The organism is Advenella incenata (assembly GCF_004217095.1).
Classification (GTDB): Bacteria; Pseudomonadota; Gammaproteobacteria; order Burkholderiales; family Burkholderiaceae_B; genus Advenella; species Advenella incenata.
Genome location: NZ_SHKO01000002.1, coordinates 355,816 through 380,059, shown reverse-complemented (window position 1 = coordinate 380,059; position 24,244 = coordinate 355,816). Strand labels below are relative to the sequence as shown.

Sequence of the window (24,244 nt, the reverse complement as noted above, 5' to 3'; positions counted from 1 at the left end):
CATAGCATTCAATTAACATGTTGTTTCGTACATTCGCACACCTTCCTCTACGTCCTCAAATGGGATTACTTTTCCGTCTTGAATTAATAAGACATAGTCACACATCAGTCTTACTTGAGACATACTGTGCGAGACCATGATAATGTTAGACCGACTTATTCTTTCCTTAAATGCAGCTTGTGCTTTATTTTTGAAATGAGCATCACCCGTCGACATTGCCTCATCAATTAAATAATAATCAAAATCAAAGGCAAGACTGAGCCCAAAAGCTACACGTGAACGCATACCTGAGGAAAAGGTTTTTACAGGCCGATCAAAATAGTCGCCAATTTCTGCAAATTCTTCTACGTACTGTACGACTTGGCGTAGCTTATCTCCATACGCTCCGTACACTCGGGCTACAAATTTAACATTATCTCTAGCTGTCAACGATCCTTGAAATCCACCTGACAAGCCAACTGGCCACGAAATAGAGCCTGTAGTGAGAATTCGACCGCGATCAGGCATATCCAAGCCGGCAATCATGCGCATAAGCGTCGATTTCCCCGCACCATTACGGCCAATCAGTGCAATATTTCTCCCAAACGGAACGCTAAAGGACAAATCACGGAAAATCACCACTCGCCCCGTAGTAGTCATATAGGACTTTGTGATATTACGGACCTCGATCATGAAGCCACCAATTTCAATCGACGTATGCGATAAAGCCCCATTGAAATCAATAACAAGAAAACTGTCACTTTAAATGGGTAGAAAAGATTCACTCCCTCGTGATCCGGGTAATGCGGGAACGTAGCTAGTCGGAGTTCATCAATAATATGCACGTACGGAATCCACAATAACCAGTCCATCGCTGCCTTTGGCAGAAGCCATATCGGATATAAAACTCCAGAGAGGATATATACAGGAAAGAACAATAATCTCACAAAGCTTTTAACATCTGGCAGGGCCTCCACAAGCATACACAATAGCAAACCGAGGGCAAAAGAGAATGTCAAGCCGGTCGCCAACACCGCGACCCAGCGCAAGGGGTCGATCATAGTTACTTCGTACTGGAACACGATACCGAGGACAAGCATGAATATGAGGTACACGGTAAGATAAATAATAATCTCTATCATAGCGCGAGCAATCAAAGTATCGAGAGGCTTAATTTGTTTATAAGCAAACAAAGCTTTATTTGCGTCTACCGCGGACATCGATTGAAGCGCAATATTCCTCATCATGAAGAATGGAATCATTCCCGTCACCAAAAACAATGGAAAATCTATCCCACTTCTAACCGTCACATTCTTGAAAGAGAACACCATCATATACAACGCTATTTGTGCTGCGGGCTCAAAAAAAACCCAAAACACGCCGAACCGTCTCGCACCAAATCGCCCGCGCAATTCGCGAAGTGTTAGCGCAAACAATACCGATTTTACGATTTGAAAGGAAGACCGTTTTTCAAGTGTCATAATTCTGCGTGTGATTACAATCTAGACAAGGTTCTACCTAAAACCAATGTTTGAACTATCGGAGAAATAATTTTTTGCCACTCGTATATCGGAGCGTTTGTTACGTAAATGGCATCTTCAGGTAAGACCCGGAATGCTCGAGCAAGAAAGATTGCCTCTGGTTTACGCATATCCAACCGAAATACTTCTGCTGCGGGCTCACCTTCGACTGGCGATTCGTTAATTCTAAATACAAATACGCCTTGAGGGTCTGCTGACCGCTCATCTAAACCGCCCACAGCCCCCAATACCTCGAGCAAACTTGGGTTGCGGCTCGGTAAATCCTTTAATCCTGGCTCTTTCACGGCACCCATAGCAACGAAACGCTGCCGCGCTCTCTCGAGAATAATTTCAGATCGAGGTGAGACTTGACGATTTTTCCCACTCAGCACTTCGTCGTAATTTATAGTGTAAGCCTTCTTCCCGTTTCGAACGATAACGTTAATCAGGTGCGGCTCAAGAATAGGACCACCAGCCATATTAACGGCATCGAGAATTGTTAATGGGCCCTGTAAACTTGAAAAACGACCCGGCGTTTTTACTGCTCCAGCAACAAGAATAGAGCCCGATAAATCCCCAACCAACTCACTATGAACCTGGGGATCGGTGGCGGCAGCACCTTTTAGTTTTTTGCGAACGGCATTGTCTAATTGAGTTAACGTATAACCGTTAACATTAATTGCTCCAGCATATGGTAACGAGATTGTGCCGTCAGTCCCCACTCGAACATTATTGAATACTGTACCGCCTGCAGATAAAGGCGCAAAAACACCTCCCTCCGCGGAGTCGGAAATCATTATTTTAATCACGTCGCCAGGAACCAACTGAATTTTAGTCGAGCCAGTTTTTGAAACATTCGCAGACGCCGGCGGGGTGGACTGTCTTGCATACTCCGACAGATTACTTGGTGATAAATCCACTAATTTATATGGCAGATCTTTGTCCTTCCCCGATGAGGTCGAAGTTATCGAGCTACTATATGGTCCAGCACCAGACAAAATGGAACCGCATCCCGATAGAACTAGGAGAATACTCAACACTCCTAACAATTTACCGGCGGAACTCCAGGGAGCACGAACAAGACTGAAAGGTTGTATTTGCATGTTATTCATTTGTGAAAAATCTGATTGTTAATAATATTCGCCAATCAACCAACCTAATCAACGTGATCTTCTATCGTGGCGATCGTAAATCTTACGACTCCCAATAGCGCCAACAGCCCCATGAAAATAATAAGCAAATTGTAAAGCCGTTCCGGATATACTGCGCTATCAGGCAAATTCGGACTCACGACCACTGCGAGACTACGGAATTTTTTATTTATTTCAATTTTAGTATTTTCAAGTGACGCTAAACTAATCTTGTACGCCTCTTCTGCAATTGTAGACTGGATCGCCAAATCCCGATATTTCGCTGCAACCGTGTTGAGCTTCGACCCCCCTTCCTGTGCAATCAATCGCTGTGTTTCATTGTTTAATTGCTTTTCTATTGCCGCTATTTTTCGCCGCTGCTGTTGAACTTGCGGGGCGTCAGAATTCAACGAAGACATCAATGCTATCAAATTCGCCTTTTCCGTAACCAGCTGACCTTCCATCGTCGAAATCATCGTCGACCGCGAGGTAATGGTTGCTTCGGCATCTACCAGATTATTTTTCGCTTGAAATCTAAGTAAATCGTCTTTTCTCTTTTCATAATTGGCACGAGCAGTCACTAACTCCCGCTCAACAAAAGCCAATTGATCACGAGTGAGTTTGTGTGATAATTCATTAACAAAACGCTCGCTTTCGGATAAAATAATTTTTAAAACCGCTTGCGAAAATTCTGGGTCGAATGCACTTACCTCTACTTCCAATAGCCCAGTTTCGTCATCAAAGTGCACTTGGACGACTCTTTGATAAAATGCGAGCGTGTCGGCCTGGCTTGCGTCACTATTCAACCAATAAACTGGATCGCTATAAATTGCCGAATAGTGCTCTTTCCATTTTAATTTTTCTTGCAACACTTGTAACATATCATTTGACAAGATGTATTGCCGTAGAAATAGCGTTTCTTCGCGAGAAGTCGGGTTAGTTGCTCCTAGTAATAATGCTAGTCCGGGGGCGTTACTGATCGCAGGGTTAGCATTATCTGTCTGTCGAACAGCAATTTCGGCCGTACTCACATACCTATTAGTTGCGAACGCGACATAATAGACAACTGCAATTATCATAGGAATGAGAACAATTCCCATGAACAAGAACCGGCTTTTATTTGACGAATTTGACATCTAATGCCCACGCGTAGGTTGAAACGTGAAAGAATTGTAGATTAAAAAGTTGAGGTAGGCCGCGTTTTTGCATAGAACTCATAGTTTTTTACTTGATATGATGTTTTTATATCACATCTATACTAATGATATTTAAGAGTTTTTTAAAACCAACCGAAACATACGATAATGTCTATTACCAAAAGATACAATACAATTGCCTGAAATTTGAGATATTCTGGGCGCATATCGCGGCATTCCGCCGAGGACATGTTTTACTTTAATTTGGAATCGTAAGTCGTCGTGATAATTGACGGAATAGAAGCCTTCAACGGCAAGAACGTTCTTCTTTTACAAGGGCCTGTCGGTCCTTTTTTTCGACGCTTTGCGTTGGATCTGAAGCAACAGGGCGCAACAGTACATGCCATCAATTTCAATGGTGGCGATTGGCTTTTCAACAAGAAACATGCGATTAATTTTAGAAGCCATCCACGAGAATGGCGTAGTACATTTGAAAACCTTTTGAATGATTTAGATATTGATTTGGTCTTCTTATTTGGAGATTGCCGCCCCATTCATATCGTAGCCCACCAAATCGCAGTGCAATATGGCGTGCAAATCGGCGTTTTTGAAGAAGGCTACATAAGGCCTAATTTTATTACCTTAGAGAAAAACGGAGTTAATGATCATTCAAGTGCAGCCAGAGAGGCTCAATTTTATTTTAATCAAGACATCGTTGCGCCACGCGTAGAAAAACAAGTAGGGTATGCCTTTCTGCACATGATGTTTTGGGCGATCCTATACTATAGTTTCAGTCTTTTACTCAAACCTTTTTTCTGGCATTACCGACATCATCGAAGAATGCACATAGTAGAAGGATATGTTTGGATCCGTAGTTTTGTACGAAAGGCGTACTATCGCATCACCGAACGGAGTATGGAAAAAACACTATCCACAACTCTGTCAAAACGGTATTTTTTGCTACCACTGCAAGTGTACAATGACGCACAGATTCATACACATTCTGACTTCGCAACAGTCGAGACATTTATTCGCCATGTTGTCACATCGTTTTCGAAATATGCTCCTGCTGGGACTCATTTAGTGATCAAACATCACCCCATGGATCGGGGCTATAACGACTATTCGAACTGGCTTCAGCAATTAGAGTTTCTTTATGATCTTTCAGGGCGGGTACATTACATACACGACCAACATTTACCAACCTTGTTGGATCACGCAATAGGCACCGTAGTGGTCAACAGCACAGTAGGTCTTTCTGCTTTGCTACATGGCTCGCCTTTGAAAGTTTGTGGACGCGCAATGTATGACTTCAAAGGCCTAACGTTCCAGGGAGATCTAGACGAATTTTGGATGGAGGCCGCAGATCAAATTGTTGATAAGAAACTGTTCAGCGCTTTTCGCAGTTATCTAATTGCTACAACGCAGATTAATGGCAACTTCTACAAACGTATCCGCGGTGAAAAATCAGCAACAGGACTAGCCTGGCAGGGACTCGACAAAGAGACTACATTGGTTCCACTAAAGAAATTCCGTAACGATAGTCATATACATGGCTAATGTCATATTTAAGTACAAAACCAAAAGAGACGTTGTAGGGGAATAATCCTATTCATCAGAATCTATCAATTGTGCTCGTCGCTTTAATACCCCTAGTGTAGCAAACGCTTGCTCATTTATATCGCCTCGACTAAAAGCTCGTTCGATGAATTCAATAGCCATTGTTTTGTTCTTTTGCGCAATATAATACCTAGCTCTTCCAATATCGGTAAATTCGGTTTCTGTTGAGGTATCAATTGTTATCCTACCCTGCATATTGACAATCCGAGTAATAATGCTATGTAGTTGTCCAGCGCCTTTAACATGCATTAATACTTCGTGACCAGCAAATGGAAACTCCAGTCTCTGCGCTTTACGATAGGTAGGAGCAATAAATCTTTTGTAGAAAAACACATCTGAGTTATAGGTTGGATCAATAAATATATATACGGGATTTATCGTACGTTTATTTTCCGAAATTGCTGGATGCTTAAAATTATCAGCGTTAAATTTTGACCTGCCTCTCGATCGCCGAATCAATTCGGGATGGCCAGAATTTCTCGGAGCCGATGCAATCACGGTTCCATCCACTGCTCCTGCATAATAAACAGCACAATATCCACCCAACGAACTTCCATAAAGGAATGTTTTTTTCCCGCTTACGATTGGCTTAACCAAACGCTCAAAGTCTTCAAAAGAAAGCCCTTGGTATTGGTTTTTATTCTGCAAACACGCAACAACGTTATAGCCGTTTTTCATCAAATAGTTGAGTCCAAACGGCACAGCATGTAATCCGGATCCTGTGCCATTGAACACAATGAATGTTATGTCGGAACCTGCGTCATAATAATCAATCCTATATTCATTGGTTGAAGCGATCTCGGTTTTAACATAGTTTTTTCTTTCTTCGATGATTATATGTTTGTCAGAATCGATCGAAAAAAAAGTTCGTATCGCTTTAATTTCATTATTTTTTTTATAAAAAAAGGACGCAATGTAATCGCCCGCGACGGGTTCTATATCAAATAGTACTGAAGCATCCTCGGTATAGTAGTTTCTATGAACTTCTTTTGCTTTTTTTAAATAAAATGCATACTGAATGTCGGGATCAGGTTGAGTAGATAGAAGTATGCCACCATCTGTTATTTTTATTTCCCGCTTAAAACCATTTACTTCGTCTAGTGTATTATCTGACATAGGTGTATTATTTGACATGGAAGTTTATCAATTTACTAATGAAACCGTCGGCTCCAGTGTCTGGAGGAAAATTCATATATAAGTTTCTCTCAAACTCAAGCTAGGCGTAAACGACAAACAATAAATCCCAAAGAAGCAATTAGGACTATATATTCTCTGCCTTCGGACATAAGTATAAGGGAGAAACTGATCACATTGAAGCGGTTTGGGCAACCTACTCAGGAAAACGGATAGTGATTAATTAGTAATCCCGCTTAGTTGTGGCTTTCTAACCAAACTCCAAACCGCGATAGTCTGCGTTCTGAACGTTTGGAATTACAATACACTTTAGCTGTAATTTTTGCTCGCTGCAACAACGAGACCTTGCTCTCCAATTCAACGGCGCTGAAAGAAATGGATGATAAAAAAAAATCGCACGAGGAATCCCAACTTAGGCGTTTGTGCATATGGGGTAGCAGCAGTGCATACCTTGTTGGCCCATTCATCGAAGCAATAGCTAAAAGCCACCAATATAAGTATATTGGTGGCGGCCAAAATGGCGAATGGGGTAATCATACGATCGCCCGACTTGGAGCACGCCCATTCAATATTAGGATTCCTGCCAAAATCATTCCTGCCGACGCTCAAGAATCAATAATGGTAAAGGTCACGAACTCTTTTCCACGTGCAGCCATGCGGAAATTCAGCGGCGAGTTAAATGGAGTCCACGGGATGTTAACCTCGTCGCCCACCTCTTTCACCTTTACTCGAAGCAAATCTGGGACTGACACCCTGAGCGCAAGCGAATATAATTTTATACCTGATATAGAGCCAATCAGCGAATCAGATATTGTTTTGCTGTGGATCGGAAAGAATGATCTTAATGCAAAAAACCCAGTAATCAATAATCAGGATATCATTGTAAAACTTGCTGTCACGGCTTCTGAGTGGTTATCTACAGCTACCGCTCGAGTAGCAGTACTAGGGCATTTCGCTAATTTTGAGGCCTACAAAACATCGCCTGAATTGTTTGCTAAAATAGAACATATTAACACTGAATATGCCCGTGTTTTCGGCAAACAGTATTTTGACGTCCCCAGCTATTTGTATTCTCCTGAAGTTTGGTTTGATACTGAAATCTCGCCGACACCGGCTGATCTGAGCAATCAATCTCATCGCTGTCTGCCTGTTAGCCTAGCTCGTGATCACGGAGCACATTTAAATGATAAGGCGAACATAGCTCTTGCTTGCTTTCTGGAAAAAAAAATGAAAAACTTGGGCTGGATATAGAAACTATTTTCGCTCCCGATTTCAACAAATAGGTGACGATAGCGCTCGTAATGTCACCAATATAAAAGCAATGAATTTATAACTTCAAAGTGCCTAGAGATCGGAATTACTTTCGCTTCGTTTCGTGTGTGATAGATCTGCCTATCTCCATCAACATAGGGATATAGAGCATGCAGGATCCGAACTCTCTTTACCAGTCCCTATTACTAGCTAATTCGGGAACCTATTAAGGCTATTATTTTGTTCAAGTCACTCTGTTTTTTTGTATATCACAATTGGTGAATATATCAAATCGCTAATATCGATTTGCACTCTATTGAATAGTACTAAAAGGTCCAAATCCAAGGCGAGTTTCCGATGAGAAAAGAAAACCTCCCTCGGCACCTCGCCCAAAAAATCGGGCTGGACAGGCAAGGGGTGGTTTACGGGCTGCAACTGGCATTCAGTGCCTGGCTGGCGTTTGCCATTGCTTCTTTTCTGCATATTCCCAATCCGTTCTGGGCGGCCATGCCGGTGTTCGTTGTCGCCCAGGCGACCCGCGGGCTGGCGTTCGAACGCGGGCTGTATCGGGTCGTAGGCACGGCGCTGGGCGCATTGGCCGGTTTTGGCATGATTCATTTCATTCAGGACACCCCCATTGCTGCGCTGTTGATGCTGGCGCTGTGGGTGGCGGTGTTTGGTGCCCTGACCCACCTGCTTTATGGGGTTCAATCGTATGCGGCGCTGATGGCCGGGATTACAGCTGTGGTTGTGGTCATTCCATGCATGTTCACGCCCGAGAACTATATGCAACTGGCGCTGGCCCGGGTGGAGTGTACGTTTATCGGTGTGCTGATGATCACCCTATCGTCCGCCTTGCTCACGCCCAATGCCGATCGTGATCGGTTCTACCTGTCTGCATGCGAAGTGGCGGCAAGCGCCTGCTATCTTCTGGGAACCACGCTTAACGGAACAACAAAAGACGGCGCCGCACAAGAGGCGGAGATTCTGCAAAAGATCAGTCGGCTGGAAGCATCCGGCATCGCAATCCTGGCCGGGTCGCCCGCTGCCGCACAAAACAAGCGGGTGATCAATGCCATGATCGTCTCTACGATCGGCCTGTTGGCGACATCGCGCCGGTTGCATACGCACAACCGGCCGGGCCGTCCCGTGGCGCCGCAGTTGGGCAATGCGCTGTTGGCTATTGCCACGCTGACCAAAGACAATGCCGATCAAACCCTGAGCACACAACATATAGACGAGGCGCTGGCCTTGGCCCAGGCCACAGACTCAACCCTCGCTCAGCATCTGCAACGTCTGTTAAAGGGCGCCAAATGGCTGTTAACATCGGACCAGGAGTCGGCGCGGTTTGTGTTCAGGCCGGATACGCCCATGCTGGCCCCCGCCACCAACTGGGGGCTGGCCCGTCAGACCGGCCTGTTGTGTGGCCTGATCACACTGGTGTCTGCGTCGCTCGCCTATGTGGGCGGTTCTTTTATTGGCGAAATGACCGCACTGGCAACGGCCATGTTCTCATTGGTGCTCGGCTCCATGGTCAAACCGCAAATCGTGGCGCCTTTCCTGCTCAAGGGTATTATCGTGGGGTCCATAATCGCAATTGGCTACCGGCTTGCGATTTTTCCGCATATCCACAGCACAGGGCTGGTTGTGGCCTCTATCCTGCCGTTCCTGCTTGTAGGCGGTATGGCGCGGGCCAGCACGATGTTCGGGTTTCCTGCACTGGATGCCACGATGGCGTTTTTGCTGGGCAGCCAGGCCATGTTGCCCGCCCGTGTGGTCACGCCAATGGATGTTATGGCCGAGTCCGGCTCAATGATTGTGGCGGCATGTATTGTGGCCGGCGGCTTCATTCTGTTGCCCCGGCGCAGCGACCGTCATGTGCATGAGGCCACCCGTACCATCAACCGCGATTTGTTCAGGCTGATCAATAACGGCGATAAACTGGGGGCCGGTCAATGGATGGCACGGTCGGTTCGCCAGACGCTGCGCCTGACCGCCCATCTGGCGCAATCGGGCCAGCGACATAGCCTGGCGCCGGCCCATCTGATATCAGCACTGAATTTCGGGCACAGTATTGCGCAATTGCACAGCTTGCAAGATAGTTGGACGCCGCAGACCCGTGCAATCCTGCAGGATCTGAACGCACAGTTGAATACGTTTACCGACGAACCCAGTACGCTGGCTGCCACACTTATGCAATACGCCAGGGATGTTCAGCAGCAAGACGTAACAGCCGCGCTGTGGTCAGCTTCCGAGGCACTGGTGGCCGGACAGGACTTTTTCGCGTACCGCCCGGGCATCAGCCGCAATCACGAGTGACTGGTCAGAACGAACCGAACATGGTGCCCAGCGTAATCACCGTAGCCACAGCGATCAGCGGTATCACAATTGTCACGGCGGCAATATTCAGGTAAGACTGGCGATGAGTCAGTCCGCAGATGGCCAGCAGCGTGATAATCGCGCCGCAATGCGGCAGCGTATCAAACCCGCCGGCCGACATCACCGCTACGCGATGCAGCAGTTCGGGGCTGATATTGTTTTCCTGGGCCAGACGCAGGTAGTCCGCTCCCAGTGTTTGCAGGGCAATACTCAGGCCGCCCGATGAGGAACCGGTAATGCCGGCCAGCGAGGTCATGGCAATACTCTCGGAAATAAGCGGATTGCCGGGTGCAACGCCCAGTACGAATTCCTTGATAATGGCAAAGCCGGCCAGACTGGCGATCACGGCACCATAACCCACTTCGGAGGCGGTATTGAAAATGGGCAGCATAGAGCCGTAGGCGCCCTTGTTGATGGTGTCCTGCAGATTTGTCCAGTGACGCAGCCGGGTAATAATGAGCCACAGGCACGCAATAACAAGCGAAATAATGATGGCCCACAGGCCCAGCGCGCCTTTCACATTCAATGCCGGGAATTTTTCCTTAAGGAAGGTCAGATCCATGCCCTCGAAAATGCCATAGGTAAACAGGGCATTAATGCCGATCACCAGGATCAGCGGAATGATGCTGCTGACAAAAGAAATATTGTGGTCCGTGCTGATGACCTCGTTGGCAACGCCATCGTTATGGTCCCCATAGCCTTCACCGGCGGCTTTTGCCTTGCGGGCGCGACTCATGAGCCACAACATGCCCAGGCCGAACATGATCACACCACCAATAATGCCCAGTCCAGGCGCAGCAAAAGCGTTGGTGCCATAGTAGGGAATGGGGATGGTGTTCTGGATGGCCGGCGTGCCGGGCAGCGCCGTCATGGTAAAGGTAAAGGCGCCCAGGGCGATGGCGGCCGGCACCAGGCGCTTGGGGATATCTGCCATGTAGAACATGACTTTTGAAATAGGGTAGATGGCAAACGCAACCACGAACAGCGAGACGCCGCCGTAAGTCAGAATACCGCAAGCCAGAACAACAGTAAGAATGGCATGGCGGGGCCCAAGCACGCGCATGATCCAGTTGGCGATAGATGCAGCCGCGCCTGAGTCTGCCATAAGCTGGCCAAACAGCGCGCCCAGCAGAAAGACGGGAAAGAACTGCAGCAGGTATTTACCCAGCGCCGGCATGAAGGTTTCTGTGTATATCGGCAAAAGCTGGGCAACATCACCAGAGAGCAGAACGGCCAGCGCGGCCATCAGCGGCGCCAGGATCAGAACGGAATATCCGCGGTACGCCAGATACATCAGCAGAACCAGAGATATCACAATAGATATCATGCTTAACAAAATAATCCCCTTGATTACAGGATAAAGCGACAGTTTTTTGGAAACGGGAAAAAGGCCAGCAGGTGCTGTTTCCCAGTACCAAGTCAGCCATAAATAGTTGATTTTTCCAGCTTATTGGAATATTGGCTGCCATTATAGGGATTTAATGTTGCAGGACTGGGCAAGGGTTAACTATATTAGCGTTATCCCTTAGTTAATATGCGAGGAATGCAGGTGTCAGTTGGTCAGATCGCCAACTGCGAGATGGATGGCGGCGCGCCTTTGAATATAAACGGATTAAGAAATACCCTGCGCCAATGTTCTAAACAGGGCGTATATGCAAGATATGCATCATTAATGGAACGAAACGACATCATAACGGCGGCACATAGCGACAACCAGACTCCGAACCAGCCAATCCGGAAAAGCCACGTTGTCTGACTACAAGCGATTAATGATCATTAGGGGCGGCGAGCCCCACCCGCTTATTGCGCCAGAAGCGTCATGGGTGGCCCGTTACTGGCGCGCACACTCAAATGAAGCTGCCTGGTTAACATCGCCACTACCCGTGTATCTTGGCCAGGCCGGATATTCACAAAGCGGACGGGTTCTGCCGGGTACGCCGGCAGTGTCTGCCACCACCTGCGGCCCAGGTTCAGCGCCCTTCTCCACCCAATTTTCCAATACGCCCAGGGAATCCCAACCGGCATTAAATACCGTGCTAACCGCATGGCCATAGCCGGGAATTTCGTAGTATCGAAGGAACTGATCGGCTTTCTGTTTACCCATGGTTGCCCGCACCCTCCGTACATAATTTTCGGTCGCCCGTGTTGGCACCAGGCCGTCGGCAACCCCATGGGCAATAAGCAGTTTGCCGCCATGATCGGCAAAGGCAGACAAGTCGGTCTGGTTGATATCCTGTAACCGGGTGAGCTCATTAATGCGCTTGCGCCATTTGCCGGGTCGGGTCGGATCCAGCGACAAACTATTGAAAGCAGGGTCCTGCGTGATGAAATACTTGGCCCATTGATCCCAGAACCCGGCATGGTAGGGCACGCTCTGACTGCCCGCCGGGTTGGGCGGCATGGGATACGCCGGCGCAATCGAGCCCAGGTTCAGGTAATTGACGGTGGCCTGCAGTTTACTGTCGCCCGCCGGGCGCCCCAGATCTACTCCCCAGGTGTTGAATCCGGCATGGCGCACTTCGCCACTACCGAGCGGCGGATTAAACACGATGTCCGACGCAAATACTTTCATTGCCCTGATCTGCGCATCCGACAGGCATTGGTTGCCCGTGTCCGCACCGCCCTCGCAGCGCAGGGGACGTCCATCCACGGTTGCCCTGGCAGGATCAAAAGTCCGGTTGCATTGGCGCTGGTTGCTGATCAATCCGTCGCGCACGCCATCCAGCTCATCGCATGCCTGCATACCGGCCTTGTACAGCACTTCCCGTTTTTGCTGATTGGGGTAGGCGCCGGGCTGAGCGAGTGCACGCGTAATCCGGCCAAACTGCAAATCCAGCGCGGCTGCCGCAAAAGCCGGGTAAAGGGCAATGACACCATTAAAGTCGCGTGGCCACTTCTGGATCACGGCAAGCGCCTCGCGACCGCCGGTAGAGCCGCCAGCAAAATATTTCAATTGTGCACTCTTGCCATAATGGCCGGCAATCAGGTACTGGGCTGTGTCATGGGTTTTCTTGAGCGCTTCATAGGCAAAGTTTCTCAGCGCTTCCTGGTTGAGCGCAAACTTGCCGGGATTGGCAGGATCGTCTGCCAATTGATGGCCAGAATCACTGCCGTAGGTGGCGTAACCCAGCCCGATAGGATCCGGTTTGTCCACCGGACCTGCGGGCAGCAGATCTGTGGTTTTTGCAGGCACACCGTTGTAACCGCCGCCACCAATCATGAGCGACTTGCCGTTCCAGTGCGCAGGCAGATTCAGTTGAAATTTGATGGCAGGCGCCTGGGGATCCACCGGAGCAATGTCGCCCAGCACCTTGCAATAACCCTGATGGGATTTGGGCGAGGCAGAGACCGGTGGCTGGTATTGCGTTGCCGTGACCGTCGCACCGCGCGTGGCCAGGCCAATGGAAGCAGCAGGCACGGTGGTGCCGTTGAGCTCGCTGCAGGACCGGGCGGCCTGACCATCCTGGCCTGTTGCGGCGCAACCGGCGACCATAGCCAGACCGCAAACGACACCCAACGTAGTGACAAACCGCGATGACACAACAGGCATGGCCTCTCCTCGTTCTTCAATTGCATTTGTGTAAGTTTTTATCAGATACTAAATGCTTTTGATGAAAATGGAAAGGACCGCGCCAGACGTGATCAGTGGCGCTGGGACTGCAACGGGAAAGACAGGCACGCCGCGCATCGCTTTATCTTATCCGGCGAACCTCATCTGGTCCGCCTTGATCGATGTGCCTTGTCCAGTGAACTTTATCCAGCGCACTTTTCCTGACGTGCTGTCCTCAGGTCACGCTGGCCACCGCAGCTTATGCCATGTGCCCTGCCCGGCCTGCCTTGTCTCGGCTGTCTTATCGTTCGATCTGTTCTTTCCAGTCGCGATTCAGTTTCGGGCGAACTTTATTGATGCTGTCCCAATCGACCACGACCACGTGCTTCATATATTTCTCAAAGTCGCCCAGCAGTTCCTTGTGCTCGGTTTTGGCGGCCACATTTTTGTTGGATGGATACTGTCCGAATTTGAGCGCACCTTCCTGAGCTGGCACCGACAGCAGATAAGAGGCCAGCTTTTGCGCCAGTTCAGGCTCGCTGTTGTTGGCGATGACGCATTGGGCGACCGCCAGCAGCACAGAGCCTTCTTTCGGATCCACATATTCCACCGGCAGGTTCTTCTCTTTCAGCGAATAGATGGCGGTGGGCGTAAGCGGAAACAGGGCCGCCTCGCCGGTTTGCGTCATCTCTGAAATCTTGGCAGAACTCGGAATATAGGCAACCACGTTTTTGGCAACGGTGTCTTTGAACTTGGTCAGCGCATCCTGATAATTGCTGTCGTCGCCACCATCAATGCGGTTGAGCATCATGAAGGCATGCAGACCATAGGTGCTGCTGGCCACAGACTGAAATACCACTTTGCCCTTGTACTTGGGATCGGCCAGGTCTTTCCAGGAGGTCGGCGGTGCCCAGTTGTTTTCCTTGAACAGTTTGGTGTTGTATGACAGGCCGGTCATGGTCGTGACCACGCCGGCTGCCATGTTTTTGCCGATTAACGTTTCCGGATACAACTCGGACAGGGCCTTGTCATCCTTGATGGGCTCACACAGCCCCATCTTGGTGGCGCGATTCATGATGCCATCATCCAGAAACATGATATGCATTTGCGGCTTGTCCTTGAATGCCTGCGCCTTGGCCAGAACATCTGTTGATGTGCCTGGCACCACCACAATCTTCACATTGTTGGCTTTTTCGAAAGCGGGAAAAACATGTTCCTCAAACCCGCGCTGCATATCGCCGCCATTCATGCCAAGATAAAGCGTTTTGGGTTCCGCATTCGCGTTTGCGCCCGTCAGCATTCCGGCCACAGCCAGCATGCAAGCCGCAACGACCGGACGTTTTTTTACTGATACTGATTTCATCTGTGTTCCTTTTGCCGGCATTGCATGAAGAGACCTACAGCTTGCCGGAATCAGCTGTAAATCTGTCAATTCGAAAGTCATCTATCGGGATATGGCTGGTGCCGGTCGCAATAAGCTGCGCCAGCACTTCTCCCGATGCAAGGCCAACCTGGAACCCCGCGCCGCTGTAGCCAAAGCCATGGAAAAGTCCTGGCGTCTTGCTGCTAGGGCCAAGATAAGGGTTCAGGTCTGGCGTAGCGCCTTCGACGCCGCTCCAGAACCTGATGACATGTGCATTTGCAATGCCGGGAATCAGCCCTGCCAGTCGCGCAAGCAACATGCTCACACTATGATGCGACGGACGGGCATAACCGGCCGCCAACGAGAGCGCCCGGCTGCCGCCGAAAACAATATTGCCGCGGGCAACCTGCCTGGCATAGATGCCGCCACCCTGTACGCCAAGCACCACATTCATGGTGGGCGGCAGCGGTTCGGTTACGCCCATCTGCGGATAAATCTCGGTCAGCGGCACCGGTTCACCGAACATGGCTGCGATGTTCCCCGCCCAGGCGCCTGCCGTATTGACAACAAAGCGAGACTGGATACGCTGGTGGTCTGCTGTTTCCGACTGAAAATGACGACCGTCATAATGGCTATCGATTATCCGGCAATGCTCCATAAGCCTTGTCCCGGCCTGCTGCGCCGCCCAGGACAGGGCCGGCGACACCAGTCGCGGGTTGGCGTGGCCGTCTGCCGGACACAGCGATGCTCCGGCAATATCCGTGCTTAACCATGGGTAACGGCTATGCACCTGCCCGGCATCCAGCCATTGCAGATCCAGACCGCAGGATGCCACGCTATGGTTATATGCCTGCAGACGATCCAGATCCTGCTGGGTAAATGCGACTTTAAGATGACCGCAGCGAATATATTCGCCGTCTATGCCAATCAACTCGGACAGTTGCCCCCATAGTTGGTGCGATCGTGCCGCCAGCGGCATTTGCGACAACGGCCGACCCTGGCGCCTGACGCCGCCGAAGTTGACGCCACTGGCCTTGGTGCCGCTTTGTCCGGCATCGCACAGCAAGACCTGCAAGCCCTGTTTTGACAGGAAATAAGCCGTGCTTGCGCCAATGATGCCCGCGCCGATAATCAGGACATCGGCATTTACGGTTTGCATGCGGCTCCGCCTATCGGAATCGGCTTGACCGGCGGTTGATTGCGCAATCGCTCTACGCCGGACAGGGCAATCCCCTGTTCATGCGCCAACAGCATTGAGGCGCCCGCCACACACATTCTGCCCTGGCAACGTCCCATACCCACGCGAGACAGGGCTTTCATTCTGTTCAGGCCTGAATGTGGATCGTCACGCAGCATCTGTCGGATTTCGCCCACGCAAATTTCCTCGCAACGACACACCATCAGCGTATCGTCCGCCGCATCCAGCCAGTGAGCCGGCGGCGCAAACATGCGATCAATACACTGCCGCGTTTTCCGGCCACGGACAATACGGCGGGCCAGTTGCGCCACCTGCTTTTTATCGCAATGGATACCCAAATCCTGCAACACGCTATAGGCACACTGCTGGCCGGTCAGTTCGGCCATATCGGCACCGCCAATGCGCATGCCATCGCCGGCCAAATACACATTTGCGAGGCTGCTCTGCCCGCCAGGCTGCACCTGCGGTTGCCAGCTGCAATCCTGTTCGTCAAACACAAAATCGCAGCCCAGCAGACTGGCCAACTGGTTTTCGGAACGCAAGCCAAAGCCGCAGGCCAGAGCATCGCAGGGCAAGGTCTGCATTGCCGACGCGGCGTTTATTCGCCAGCGGACCGATTCGACCCTGCCCACACCATCTGCTTCAAAACCTGCGACCCCATGCACCATCGCCACACCGCGGGCCCGCAGCCAGGCCATGTAATAGACCCCCTTTGCCATCAGCGCTGCGTCGGCGGCAAAGGCCTGCACACCCTGGCGCAACGAGGGAAAAGGACTGGTATCGAGCACCGCCGACACCCGCACGCCCGCCTTGCAATATTGATAGGCAACCAGATACAACAGCGGCCCGGTACCGGCAAGCACGACTCGCTTGCCGATCGCGCAACCTTGATACTTCAGGGCGATTTGCGCGCCGCCCAGCGTGTAAACGCCGGGCAGTGTCCAGCCGGCAAAAGGAAATACGCGGTCGGTGGCCCCGGTCGCCAGGATGACGCGTTCGTAAGCGATTGCATCATGCTTGCCATCACAGGTGACATACAACTGCCGGGCATCCGCGTCCCACACCAGGGTGTTAGGGCGATAATCAATCTGCCCAGACGCGATCATTTGCCTTGCCGTCTCGTGCAGTGCAGTGGCTTTGCTGTGTTCGAAACCATAAAGCTGGCGGGCGCCCCGGGTAAACCCGTCAGGTTGCTGGCGGTAAATTTGTCCGCCGGGTTTGGGGGCTTCGTCAATCACAATGGGCCGCAGCCCGGCCTGCACCAGCACCTGGGCCGCACGCACGCCTGCCGGGCCCGCACCCACGATAACCGGCACCGGCGCCTGCGCCCTCACCGGTTTTGCTCCGGTATTACAAATCGCATATTTTCCTGCAGCAGCGTAGAACAGGCGCGCACGCGCTCGCCGTTTTCCTGCAACACCAGACAATCCTGGCACGCCCCCATCAAACAGAAACCCGCACGCGGCGAACCGGTGAACTCGGTCAGACGCAGATGCCCATTGAGGGTCAGCAGCGCCGTCATGACCGTGTCGCCCATGCGTGCCGTACACGCCGTACCATTCACAAAAAACTGACATGGCTTGCGCTGCTGATCAACCAGTCGCGTAAAGAGCCCGGACATCAGCTTGCCTTTTTCTGCATGATTGCATTTGCCATGATCACTGCTTTCCGATCAGGATTTTATCCAGTCCGTACACGCGATCCAGTACGAACATGGTGATCGCAGTCAGCACAATGATGAGCGCCGATACGGCAGACAGCATCGGGTTGATCGATTCGGTCGCATACATGTACATTTTTACGGGCAACGTAATGGTGGTGGGCGAGGTCAGAAAGACGGACATGGTCAGCTCATCAAAACTGTTGATGAAGGCCAGGATCCACCCGCCGAAAATACCCGGCATGATCAGGGGAAAGGTAATGCGCCTGAACACCGTCCACTTGCCCGCGCCCAGCGACTCGGCCGCATGCTCAATACTTTTGTCAAAACCCACCAGGGACCCGAGCACCAGCCGTATCACATACGGGGTCACGATGATGACATGGCCGAGTATGAGCCATAACAGGCTGCCACGAACACCCAGCATCGCAAACAGGCGCAACAGAGCAACGCCCATGACCAGGCTGGGAATCATCAAGGGCGATAGAAACAGGCCATTGACCACATGCCGGAAACGAAATTGTCCGCGGGCAATGGCAAATGCGGCGGGCAGCGCCAATGCTGCGCTGATTGAAGCGCTGGCAAAGGCGACCCAAAGGCTGGTCTGGAATGCCGCAATGAAACCTGATTCGTTAAAGACGGCCCGGAACCAGCGCAGTGAAAAACTGGTGGTTGGAATGGACAGCACATCTTGCGGTGTGAAGGCGACCAGGCAAACAATAACCAGCGGCGCAAGAATGAAGATCGTGACAAGCGTGTTAAATAGCAGAGAAAGGGGTCCGTTTTTCATTGTTTACCCCAAACTGCGCTTATAGGAGCGCTCGAGAATTTGATTGTAGGACATCATAATGACCAGATTCATGATCAGCAGCAGCATGGCCAGCGCCGCGCCCATGGGCCAGTTCAAATCAATCATGAATTGCTCATAGATGCTGTTGGACACCATGCGAGACCGACCGCCTCCCAGCAGCACGGGAATTGCAAACGCGCTGGTGGACAGGCCAAAGACAATCAGGCTGCCCGACAGAATGCCTGGCGTGGCCTGCGGCAGAATGACCCGCTTGATGGTCTGCCATTTGGAGGCATTAAGCGAGTATGCTGCCTTGATGGTTTGCGGATCGATTTTGTTGAGTGAAGTCCACACAGGAATGATCATGAACGGCAGCATGACATGCACCAGGCCGATCACCACGGCCGAGGAGGTGTATAGCAGCGACCCCAGGCCCATCATCTGGGTAAGCTTGCCAATGGGCGACATGGGGTTGAGCAGCATGCTCCAGCCGAAAGCCCGTACTACAAGTGAAATAAGCAGAGGCGACAGAATGACCAGCAGGAAAACAGAATTCCACGGCGCTTTCATGCGACTTAGGATATACGATTCGGGCACGCCGATCAGTACGCAGATAATGGTGACCAGGCCCGATATCCAGAGCGTGCGCCAAAATACCGTGAGCGTATAGTTGCTGGTGAATATTTCAATGTACTGTTCGAGCGTCCAGCCCGCTTGCACGCCCAGGTCGTAATCGTAAGGCCTGAATGAGAGCACGATGGTAAGCATCAGCGGCACAATCAGCAGGCCGATAAAAAGCAGGGTCAGCGGCATGGCGCCCAGAAAGCTCAGACGCGACTTACGCGCCGTTACTGCGGTAGGATCCGGACGAGTCATGGTCACAGATCTCCGGCAGGCTCGCCCGCCAGTACCTTGAGTGCATTTTCATGCCAGTCCAGGCTGACGTTCTCGCCGATCTTATAAACCTGCTGGTGGTTATTGATGACTGACACGATGAGCAGCCCGAAAGTCGTCTGCACCTCGTACATCCACAAATTGCCAAGAAAAAAACTGTTTTTGACCGAACCGGCAAAGCGCCCCTGGCCTTGTCGGCCAATCTCGATCTTTTCGGGACGCAATGACATGAGAGCCTCACAGGTGCCTGCATTTGGCGCGATGTCCGACTCGTTTTTCAGGGTAATCCGATGACCATCCAGATCGAACTGGCGGCCCTGCTCTGTCGCCGTAAGCGTGACGGCAAAGGTATTGGTCTTGCCAACAAAGCGGGAAATAAAGGGTGTGGCCGGATTCTCGTACATGACATAAGGCTCATCAATCTGTATGACTTTGCCTTCGCGCATGACGACCACCCGATCGCTGACTGACAGCGCTTCGGCCTGATCGTGCGTCACCATGATAGTGGTGGTGCCGGCCTGTTGCTGAATCCGGCGCAGCTCGAACTGCATCTCTTCACGCAGGTTGGCATCCAGATTCGACAAGGGTTCATCCAGCAACAGCACTGGCGGCTGGATGACCAGAGCGCGCGCCAGAGCCACGCGCTGGCGCTGGCCGCCCGACAGTTCGCGCGGATAACGCTGTGCAAATTTTTCCAGTTGCGCCATGACCAGTGCATCCTTGACGCGCTTGGCAATATCGCTGCCGGATAGCTTGCGCATTTCCAGACCAAAGGCCACGTTCTTTTCCACCGTCATATGCGGAAAAAGCGCATACGTCTGGAAAACAATCCCCAGCCCTCTTTCGTTGGGCTTTGCAAACGTGATGTCCTTGCCATCAAGAATGATGCTGCCAGCGGTCACGTCAACGAATCCGGCAATCATCTGCAGGGTCGTGGTCTTGCCACAGCCAGACGGACCAAGCAGCGAAACGAATTCCCCTTTTGCAACATCAAGAGACAGGTTATCGACTGCGGTGGTGTCCGCAAATTTTTTGGTCAGGCCGTGCAACTTCAAAAAAGACATACGTCCTCACTTCGTTCATTTTGATAGGTTCCGCAGACTGCACTGTTTTTCGTACATGCAGCATCGTATGAGGTGATACGGCAGTAAACAACGTGAATGCATCAGGGGTAATGCACAACTGTCACGCTGTTTATGACAGTTGTATTCAAGCCCGATAATTGTCCCTTGCATGGCTCAATTTATATATTGGTATTTCTACCAATAAAATTATTTTTATTTATATTTCATTTAACGGAAAAATATATATAATATTTAATTATTAATTTCATTTAACAAAATATCATCATGGACCAGCAATCAGCAGGCGCACAAGGGGTGCTTACCAAAGGCTTGGCTATTTTGCGTTTGCTCAGTGACGCAGGGCCGCAAGGGTTGCGCGTGACCGACATTGCCCGCCAGCTTGAACTTTCCCAGGCGACAGTGCACCGGCTGTTGCAAACGCTCATTGCCGAAGGCTTTGTCGTGCAACGCACGGGCAGCAAATCCTATGCGCTGACGCTGGAGCTGTTTTCCCTGGTGGCCCGGGCGCACCATCAGGAATCGTCGCTGCGCGCCATCTGCCGCAGCTCCATTCTCAGAATTGTGGGAACACTGCAGGATTCGGCGTTTGTGCTTTTGCGAGACCGCTATGACGTGGTGTGTATCGATAAAATGGAAGGCAGCTATATTACGCAATCGCTGACCGGCGGCATCGGTGGACGCATTCCCATCGGTCTGGGCCAGGGAAGCATTGCCATTCTGGCTGCCTTGCCGGAAAGCGAGCGCAATGCCATCCTGGCTTTCAACATCCCACGCTTTTACCAGGACGACGGGATCGATGAGCCGCAGTTGCGCGCGAGAATCCAGCAGACGCAGCAGAACGGTTATGTGCTGAACACAGGCCCCGGCAAACTGACCGGGATTGGCGGTATTGCTGTGGCGTTTACCGATACCACAGGCTATCCGGTAGGGGCCATCGGGCTGAGCGTGCTTACCGAGAGGCTGACTCAGGAACGCCTGCCCTTTATTGTCGATATTCTGAAACGTGAAGCAGCAGCGATCAGCAGCAATCTGAATCCCTTTGATCCTGCGCTGGGCAGCCCGCACATGGCGCTGTCGAACTAAGCGACTCGCATTTAATCCACATCTATTACGATCGCAATATGCTGCGCAGTAGCCGGGGCGCAGCATCTACCTGCGTTGTTAACGCTCGGCGCTGGCCCTGATCCCCTGATAAAAGATTGCGCTTTTGACACCCAGCGCCCGTAACGGCTCTGGCGGTAGCCAGGACGGACCGCCCAGCCCCAGTACCGCATCCAGCGCTTCTGACCGATGGTCCAGCATAAGTTCGGCCAACAGGCGCCCGTTTACCGTGCCACGCAGCACTCCCGAGCCATTGCACCCGAGCGAGCCGTAGATACCATCGGCCAGCTTGCCGAAAAAGACACCGCCATTACGCGTAAGCGCGGTGGTTCCTCCCCAGACAAATTCAAACTCATGCGATGCCATTTGCGGAAAGCGCCGTTTGTAATAATGCGTCAGCATGGTGGTATAGGCAGCAACACTACGCTCTGATTCATAGGAATAGGCGCTACGCACCATGAAACGGTTGCCCGACACCTTGCGCAGCGTCGTGCCAAGGCGGTGAGCCGGCAGCAAGCCCCATTGCCTGGCCGGCCCCAGGGCAGCGGCCTGTTCATCCGAGAGCGCCGGGGTCAGCCCGGCATACGTGTAGATCGCAATCAGGCGGTCTTTCAGGAAACCCAGTTTGCGGGCAAAGGCGTTATTGGCAATCACCAACTGACCGGCAGAAAAATCGCCCTTGCTGGTCGATACTGTGTAGCGGCCTGCGCTGCCGGCAATACGATTAGCAAAGGTTTCTTCCAGCAAAGTGACATTTTCCGGCAAGGTATCGGCCAGCCCCCGATGCATGGCCGCAGGCTGGACAAAAACATTATTGCGCGTGTAATAACCAAAATCGTAATAACGCGTGCCCAGTCGCTGTGCCAGTTGGTCCTGGCTCAGCACTTCGCTATCGATGCCCAGCCGATTGTTTTTGTCGATGCCCGACAGCAGGGATGCCTTGCCGGCCGGTGTGGCCGACGCATTGTATTTGCCGCTATTTTCATCCCAGTCGCATTCAATCCTGTGCTCCTGCAAGGTGTGCTTGAGCCACTGCAGCCCCTGTTCATAAACACGGATTTGCATGCGCCCCAGAAGATCATCCTGCGCTGGATCCTTCGCGATGCCCGAACGGGGAAACGTCGACATGAATCCTGAATTGCGGCTGGATGAACCTTCGCCGATGACACTGCCTTCCAGAAGGAGCACTGATTTTTCCGGCGCCAGTTGCGCCAGGCGGCGGGCGGCCGACAGGCCGGTAAAGCCGGCCCCGATAACGATGAAGTCAAAGGCTCGCGGGCCTTGCGGCTCTGTGGCGGCCGTGCGCGCAGGCAGCAGCGCGTTCCAGCCGGAATGGTTGTTATAGTGGGGCAAATAGGGATTTTTCACGCGTATCGACTTCGGGCAGAAAGAACTGAAGAGTTTTCCATCATAAGTGGCCGGCAGTAATTTTCAATCGTTTTGTCATATCCGAATGAAAACCGCGGCAAATGTGTAATCTATCTGCAACATGATGCGCCGATGGCGCCTGATCACTCACGGTATCAACCGTGCTGGAAACAGTCGCAAAACAATTCGTTGAGCACGGACCCTGGCCAGCGGTGAAACCGAGCCAGGCACGCCCGGCTAAACGATAGCATGACGATTTATTTGATGGCGATATGCACGCTGACTTCGATCGCCGTTTCTTCGCGCCCCCGGTATACTTCGAAATCGGCGGTGTAGGCTCGCTGATGAGGCGTATCTTCACGTTTGAAATAATCCCAGATATCCAGCCATACCCGGATGACCGTTTCGGGCATTTTCCCCTTGCCGCTAAAAACCAGATACTGTCCCGGGGGGACGGTGACCTCGACCAGATCCAGATTGCATTTTTTGGGTTTCTGGTCGGCCCCTGCCGTCACGGTATACCGGCCATCCTGATCCGATTCGTAGCCCCCATAGACACCATAGACTGGCGCATCTGCAGGCAACTCAGGAACCAGTTCGGTATACACATCATGCCAGAGCAGGGGAAGCCGTGCCGTCTTCAATGTTTCTTCGTCGGCATTGCAGGTGCGGGTCTGAACGCCAAATATACGGAACGATGGCAGGTTAACAGTGTGCATAGCAGGTCTCTTTCAATACCATGCAACGGTTGCGTAACACGGCGACATTGTGGCTTAAAGCTGGCGCGCCGAGGCGATTTTTTTATCGGTAGTGTATTGGCTTAGGGCGTAGACAGCCCACAAAGCGGCGGGCAGCCAGCCGATGAGCGTGATTTGCAAAATAAGGCAGATGATGCCGGCGATTGGACGTCCAATCGTAAAAAATGCAACAAAAGGCAGAAAAATGGCGAGCAGTAATCTCATGAAAAATCCCGTAATACGATGCAGTTATTGTGAGGTGATATAAAGTCGCAAATGGCGACGAATCACGTAATATCAAGGCTGTATTATAACGGTCGGCCGCACCCTTGACAGGGTACTGACGCCC

The 24,244-nt window shown here is 51.3% G+C and carries 21 protein-coding genes; 4 read left to right on the top strand and 17 right to left on the bottom strand.

Annotated elements, in window-relative coordinates; genetic code table 11:
- Positions 1-12: 12 nt before the first annotated feature.
- From EV681_RS13000 to EV681_RS12985, 4 genes are read right to left on the bottom strand one after another with little or no spacing between them, the layout of a single operon-like run.
- Positions 13-672 (bottom strand): ABC transporter ATP-binding protein, encoded by a 660-nt coding sequence (locus EV681_RS13000; protein ID WP_130304222.1) that lies wholly within the window; start codon positions 670-672, stop codon positions 13-15.
- Positions 669-1,460 carry an ABC transporter permease gene (locus EV681_RS12995; RefSeq protein ID WP_130304221.1) on the bottom strand — a complete coding sequence of 264 codons (792 nt, stop codon included), beginning with the start codon at positions 1,458-1,460 and terminating at the stop codon, positions 669-671. The genes EV681_RS13000 and EV681_RS12995 overlap by 4 nt, the downstream gene beginning before the upstream one ends.
- A gap of 14 nt (positions 1,461-1,474) precedes the next feature.
- Complete coding sequence (locus tag EV681_RS12990; RefSeq protein ID WP_242612247.1) at positions 1,475-2,611, bottom strand: polysaccharide biosynthesis/export family protein; 1,137 nt, start codon at positions 2,609-2,611, stop codon at positions 1,475-1,477.
- A gap of 44 nt (positions 2,612-2,655) precedes the next feature.
- The gene (locus EV681_RS12985; protein ID WP_242612246.1) at positions 2,656-3,729 is read right to left on the bottom strand and encodes a KpsE/RkpR family capsule polysaccharide export protein; all 1,074 of its coding nucleotides are present in this window, start codon (positions 3,727-3,729) and stop codon (positions 2,656-2,658) included.
- A gap of 318 nt (positions 3,730-4,047) precedes the next feature.
- Here EV681_RS12985 and EV681_RS12980 point away from each other — a divergent pair, with 318 nt between their 5' ends.
- Positions 4,048-5,325 carry a capsule biosynthesis protein gene (locus tag EV681_RS12980; protein WP_130304218.1) on the top strand — a complete coding sequence of 426 codons (1,278 nt, stop codon included), beginning with the start codon at positions 4,048-4,050 and terminating at the stop codon, positions 5,323-5,325.
- A gap of 48 nt (positions 5,326-5,373) precedes the next feature.
- Here the strand turns inward: EV681_RS12980 and EV681_RS12975 are convergent, their stop codons facing one another.
- Positions 5,374-6,519, bottom strand: a complete 1,146-nt coding sequence (locus EV681_RS12975) for an alpha/beta fold hydrolase (RefSeq protein WP_130304217.1) — start codon at positions 6,517-6,519, stop codon at positions 5,374-5,376.
- Positions 6,520-6,894: 375 nt separating this feature from the next.
- On the opposite strand from EV681_RS12975, the gene EV681_RS12970 reads away from it, so the two are divergent.
- Together EV681_RS12970 and EV681_RS12965 are read left to right on the top strand one after the other, a co-directional pair.
- A complete protein-coding gene (locus EV681_RS12970; protein ID WP_130304216.1) occupies positions 6,895-7,770 on the top strand; it encodes a hypothetical protein in 876 nt (291 codons plus the stop codon).
- A gap of 357 nt (positions 7,771-8,127) precedes the next feature.
- Positions 8,128-10,089 carry an FUSC family protein gene (locus tag EV681_RS12965; RefSeq protein ID WP_130304215.1) on the top strand — a complete coding sequence of 654 codons (1,962 nt, stop codon included), beginning with the start codon at positions 8,128-8,130 and terminating at the stop codon, positions 10,087-10,089.
- A gap of 4 nt (positions 10,090-10,093) precedes the next feature.
- On the opposite strand, the gene EV681_RS12960 is transcribed toward EV681_RS12965, so the two are convergent.
- From EV681_RS12960 to EV681_RS12920, 9 genes are all read right to left on the bottom strand, one after another.
- On the bottom strand, positions 10,094-11,476 hold the full coding sequence (locus EV681_RS12960) for a GntP family permease (RefSeq protein ID WP_207227068.1): 1,383 nt from the start codon (positions 11,474-11,476) through the stop codon (positions 10,094-10,096).
- Between the two features lie 504 nt (positions 11,477-11,980).
- Positions 11,981-13,699, bottom strand: a complete 1,719-nt coding sequence (locus EV681_RS12955) for a tannase/feruloyl esterase family alpha/beta hydrolase (RefSeq protein WP_207227067.1) — start codon at positions 13,697-13,699, stop codon at positions 11,981-11,983.
- Positions 13,700-14,000: 301 nt separating this feature from the next.
- Entirely contained in the window at positions 14,001-15,062 is a 1,062-nt protein-coding gene (locus EV681_RS12950) for an ABC transporter substrate-binding protein (RefSeq protein WP_130304213.1), read from the bottom strand.
- Positions 15,063-15,096: 34 nt separating this feature from the next.
- Entirely contained in the window at positions 15,097-16,221 is a 1,125-nt protein-coding gene (locus tag EV681_RS12945; RefSeq protein ID WP_130304212.1) for an NAD(P)/FAD-dependent oxidoreductase, read from the bottom strand.
- Positions 16,209-17,594, bottom strand: coding sequence for an FAD/NAD(P)-dependent oxidoreductase (locus EV681_RS12940; RefSeq protein ID WP_130304211.1), 1,386 nt, complete (start codon positions 17,592-17,594; stop codon positions 16,209-16,211). The genes EV681_RS12945 and EV681_RS12940 overlap by 13 nt, the downstream gene beginning before the upstream one ends.
- A complete protein-coding gene (locus tag EV681_RS12935; protein ID WP_128393088.1) occupies positions 17,591-17,881 on the bottom strand; it encodes a (2Fe-2S)-binding protein in 291 nt (96 codons plus the stop codon). Before EV681_RS12935 ends, EV681_RS12940 begins: the two co-directional genes overlap by 4 nt.
- Before the next feature lie 37 nt (positions 17,882-17,918).
- Positions 17,919-18,710: an ABC transporter permease gene (locus tag EV681_RS12930; protein ID WP_130304210.1), complete on the bottom strand. Its 792-nt coding sequence runs from the start codon at positions 18,708-18,710 to the stop codon at positions 17,919-17,921.
- Between the two features lie 3 nt (positions 18,711-18,713).
- A complete protein-coding gene (locus EV681_RS12925) occupies positions 18,714-19,586 on the bottom strand; it encodes an ABC transporter permease (protein ID WP_207227066.1) in 873 nt (290 codons plus the stop codon).
- Between the two features lie 2 nt (positions 19,587-19,588).
- Positions 19,589-20,668, bottom strand: a complete 1,080-nt coding sequence (locus EV681_RS12920; RefSeq protein WP_130304209.1) for an ABC transporter ATP-binding protein — start codon at positions 20,666-20,668, stop codon at positions 19,589-19,591.
- A 285-nt stretch (positions 20,669-20,953) separates the two neighbouring features.
- Between EV681_RS12920 and EV681_RS12915 the strand changes: the two genes are divergently transcribed.
- A complete protein-coding gene (locus EV681_RS12915) occupies positions 20,954-21,772 on the top strand; it encodes an IclR family transcriptional regulator (protein ID WP_130304208.1) in 819 nt (272 codons plus the stop codon).
- 78 nt (positions 21,773-21,850) lie between these two features.
- Here EV681_RS12915 and EV681_RS12910 read toward each other — a convergent pair whose 3' ends face one another.
- From EV681_RS12910 to EV681_RS12900, 3 genes are all read right to left on the bottom strand, one after another.
- A complete protein-coding gene (locus EV681_RS12910; protein WP_130304207.1) occupies positions 21,851-23,158 on the bottom strand; it encodes an NAD(P)/FAD-dependent oxidoreductase in 1,308 nt (435 codons plus the stop codon).
- A gap of 257 nt (positions 23,159-23,415) precedes the next feature.
- Positions 23,416-23,877: a GyrI-like domain-containing protein gene (locus tag EV681_RS12905; RefSeq protein ID WP_130304206.1), complete on the bottom strand. Its 462-nt coding sequence runs from the start codon at positions 23,875-23,877 to the stop codon at positions 23,416-23,418.
- A 54-nt stretch (positions 23,878-23,931) separates the two neighbouring features.
- Positions 23,932-24,120, bottom strand: coding sequence for a YqaE/Pmp3 family membrane protein (locus EV681_RS12900; RefSeq protein ID WP_130304205.1), 189 nt, complete (start codon positions 24,118-24,120; stop codon positions 23,932-23,934).
- Between the last annotated feature and the right edge of the window lie 124 nt (positions 24,121-24,244).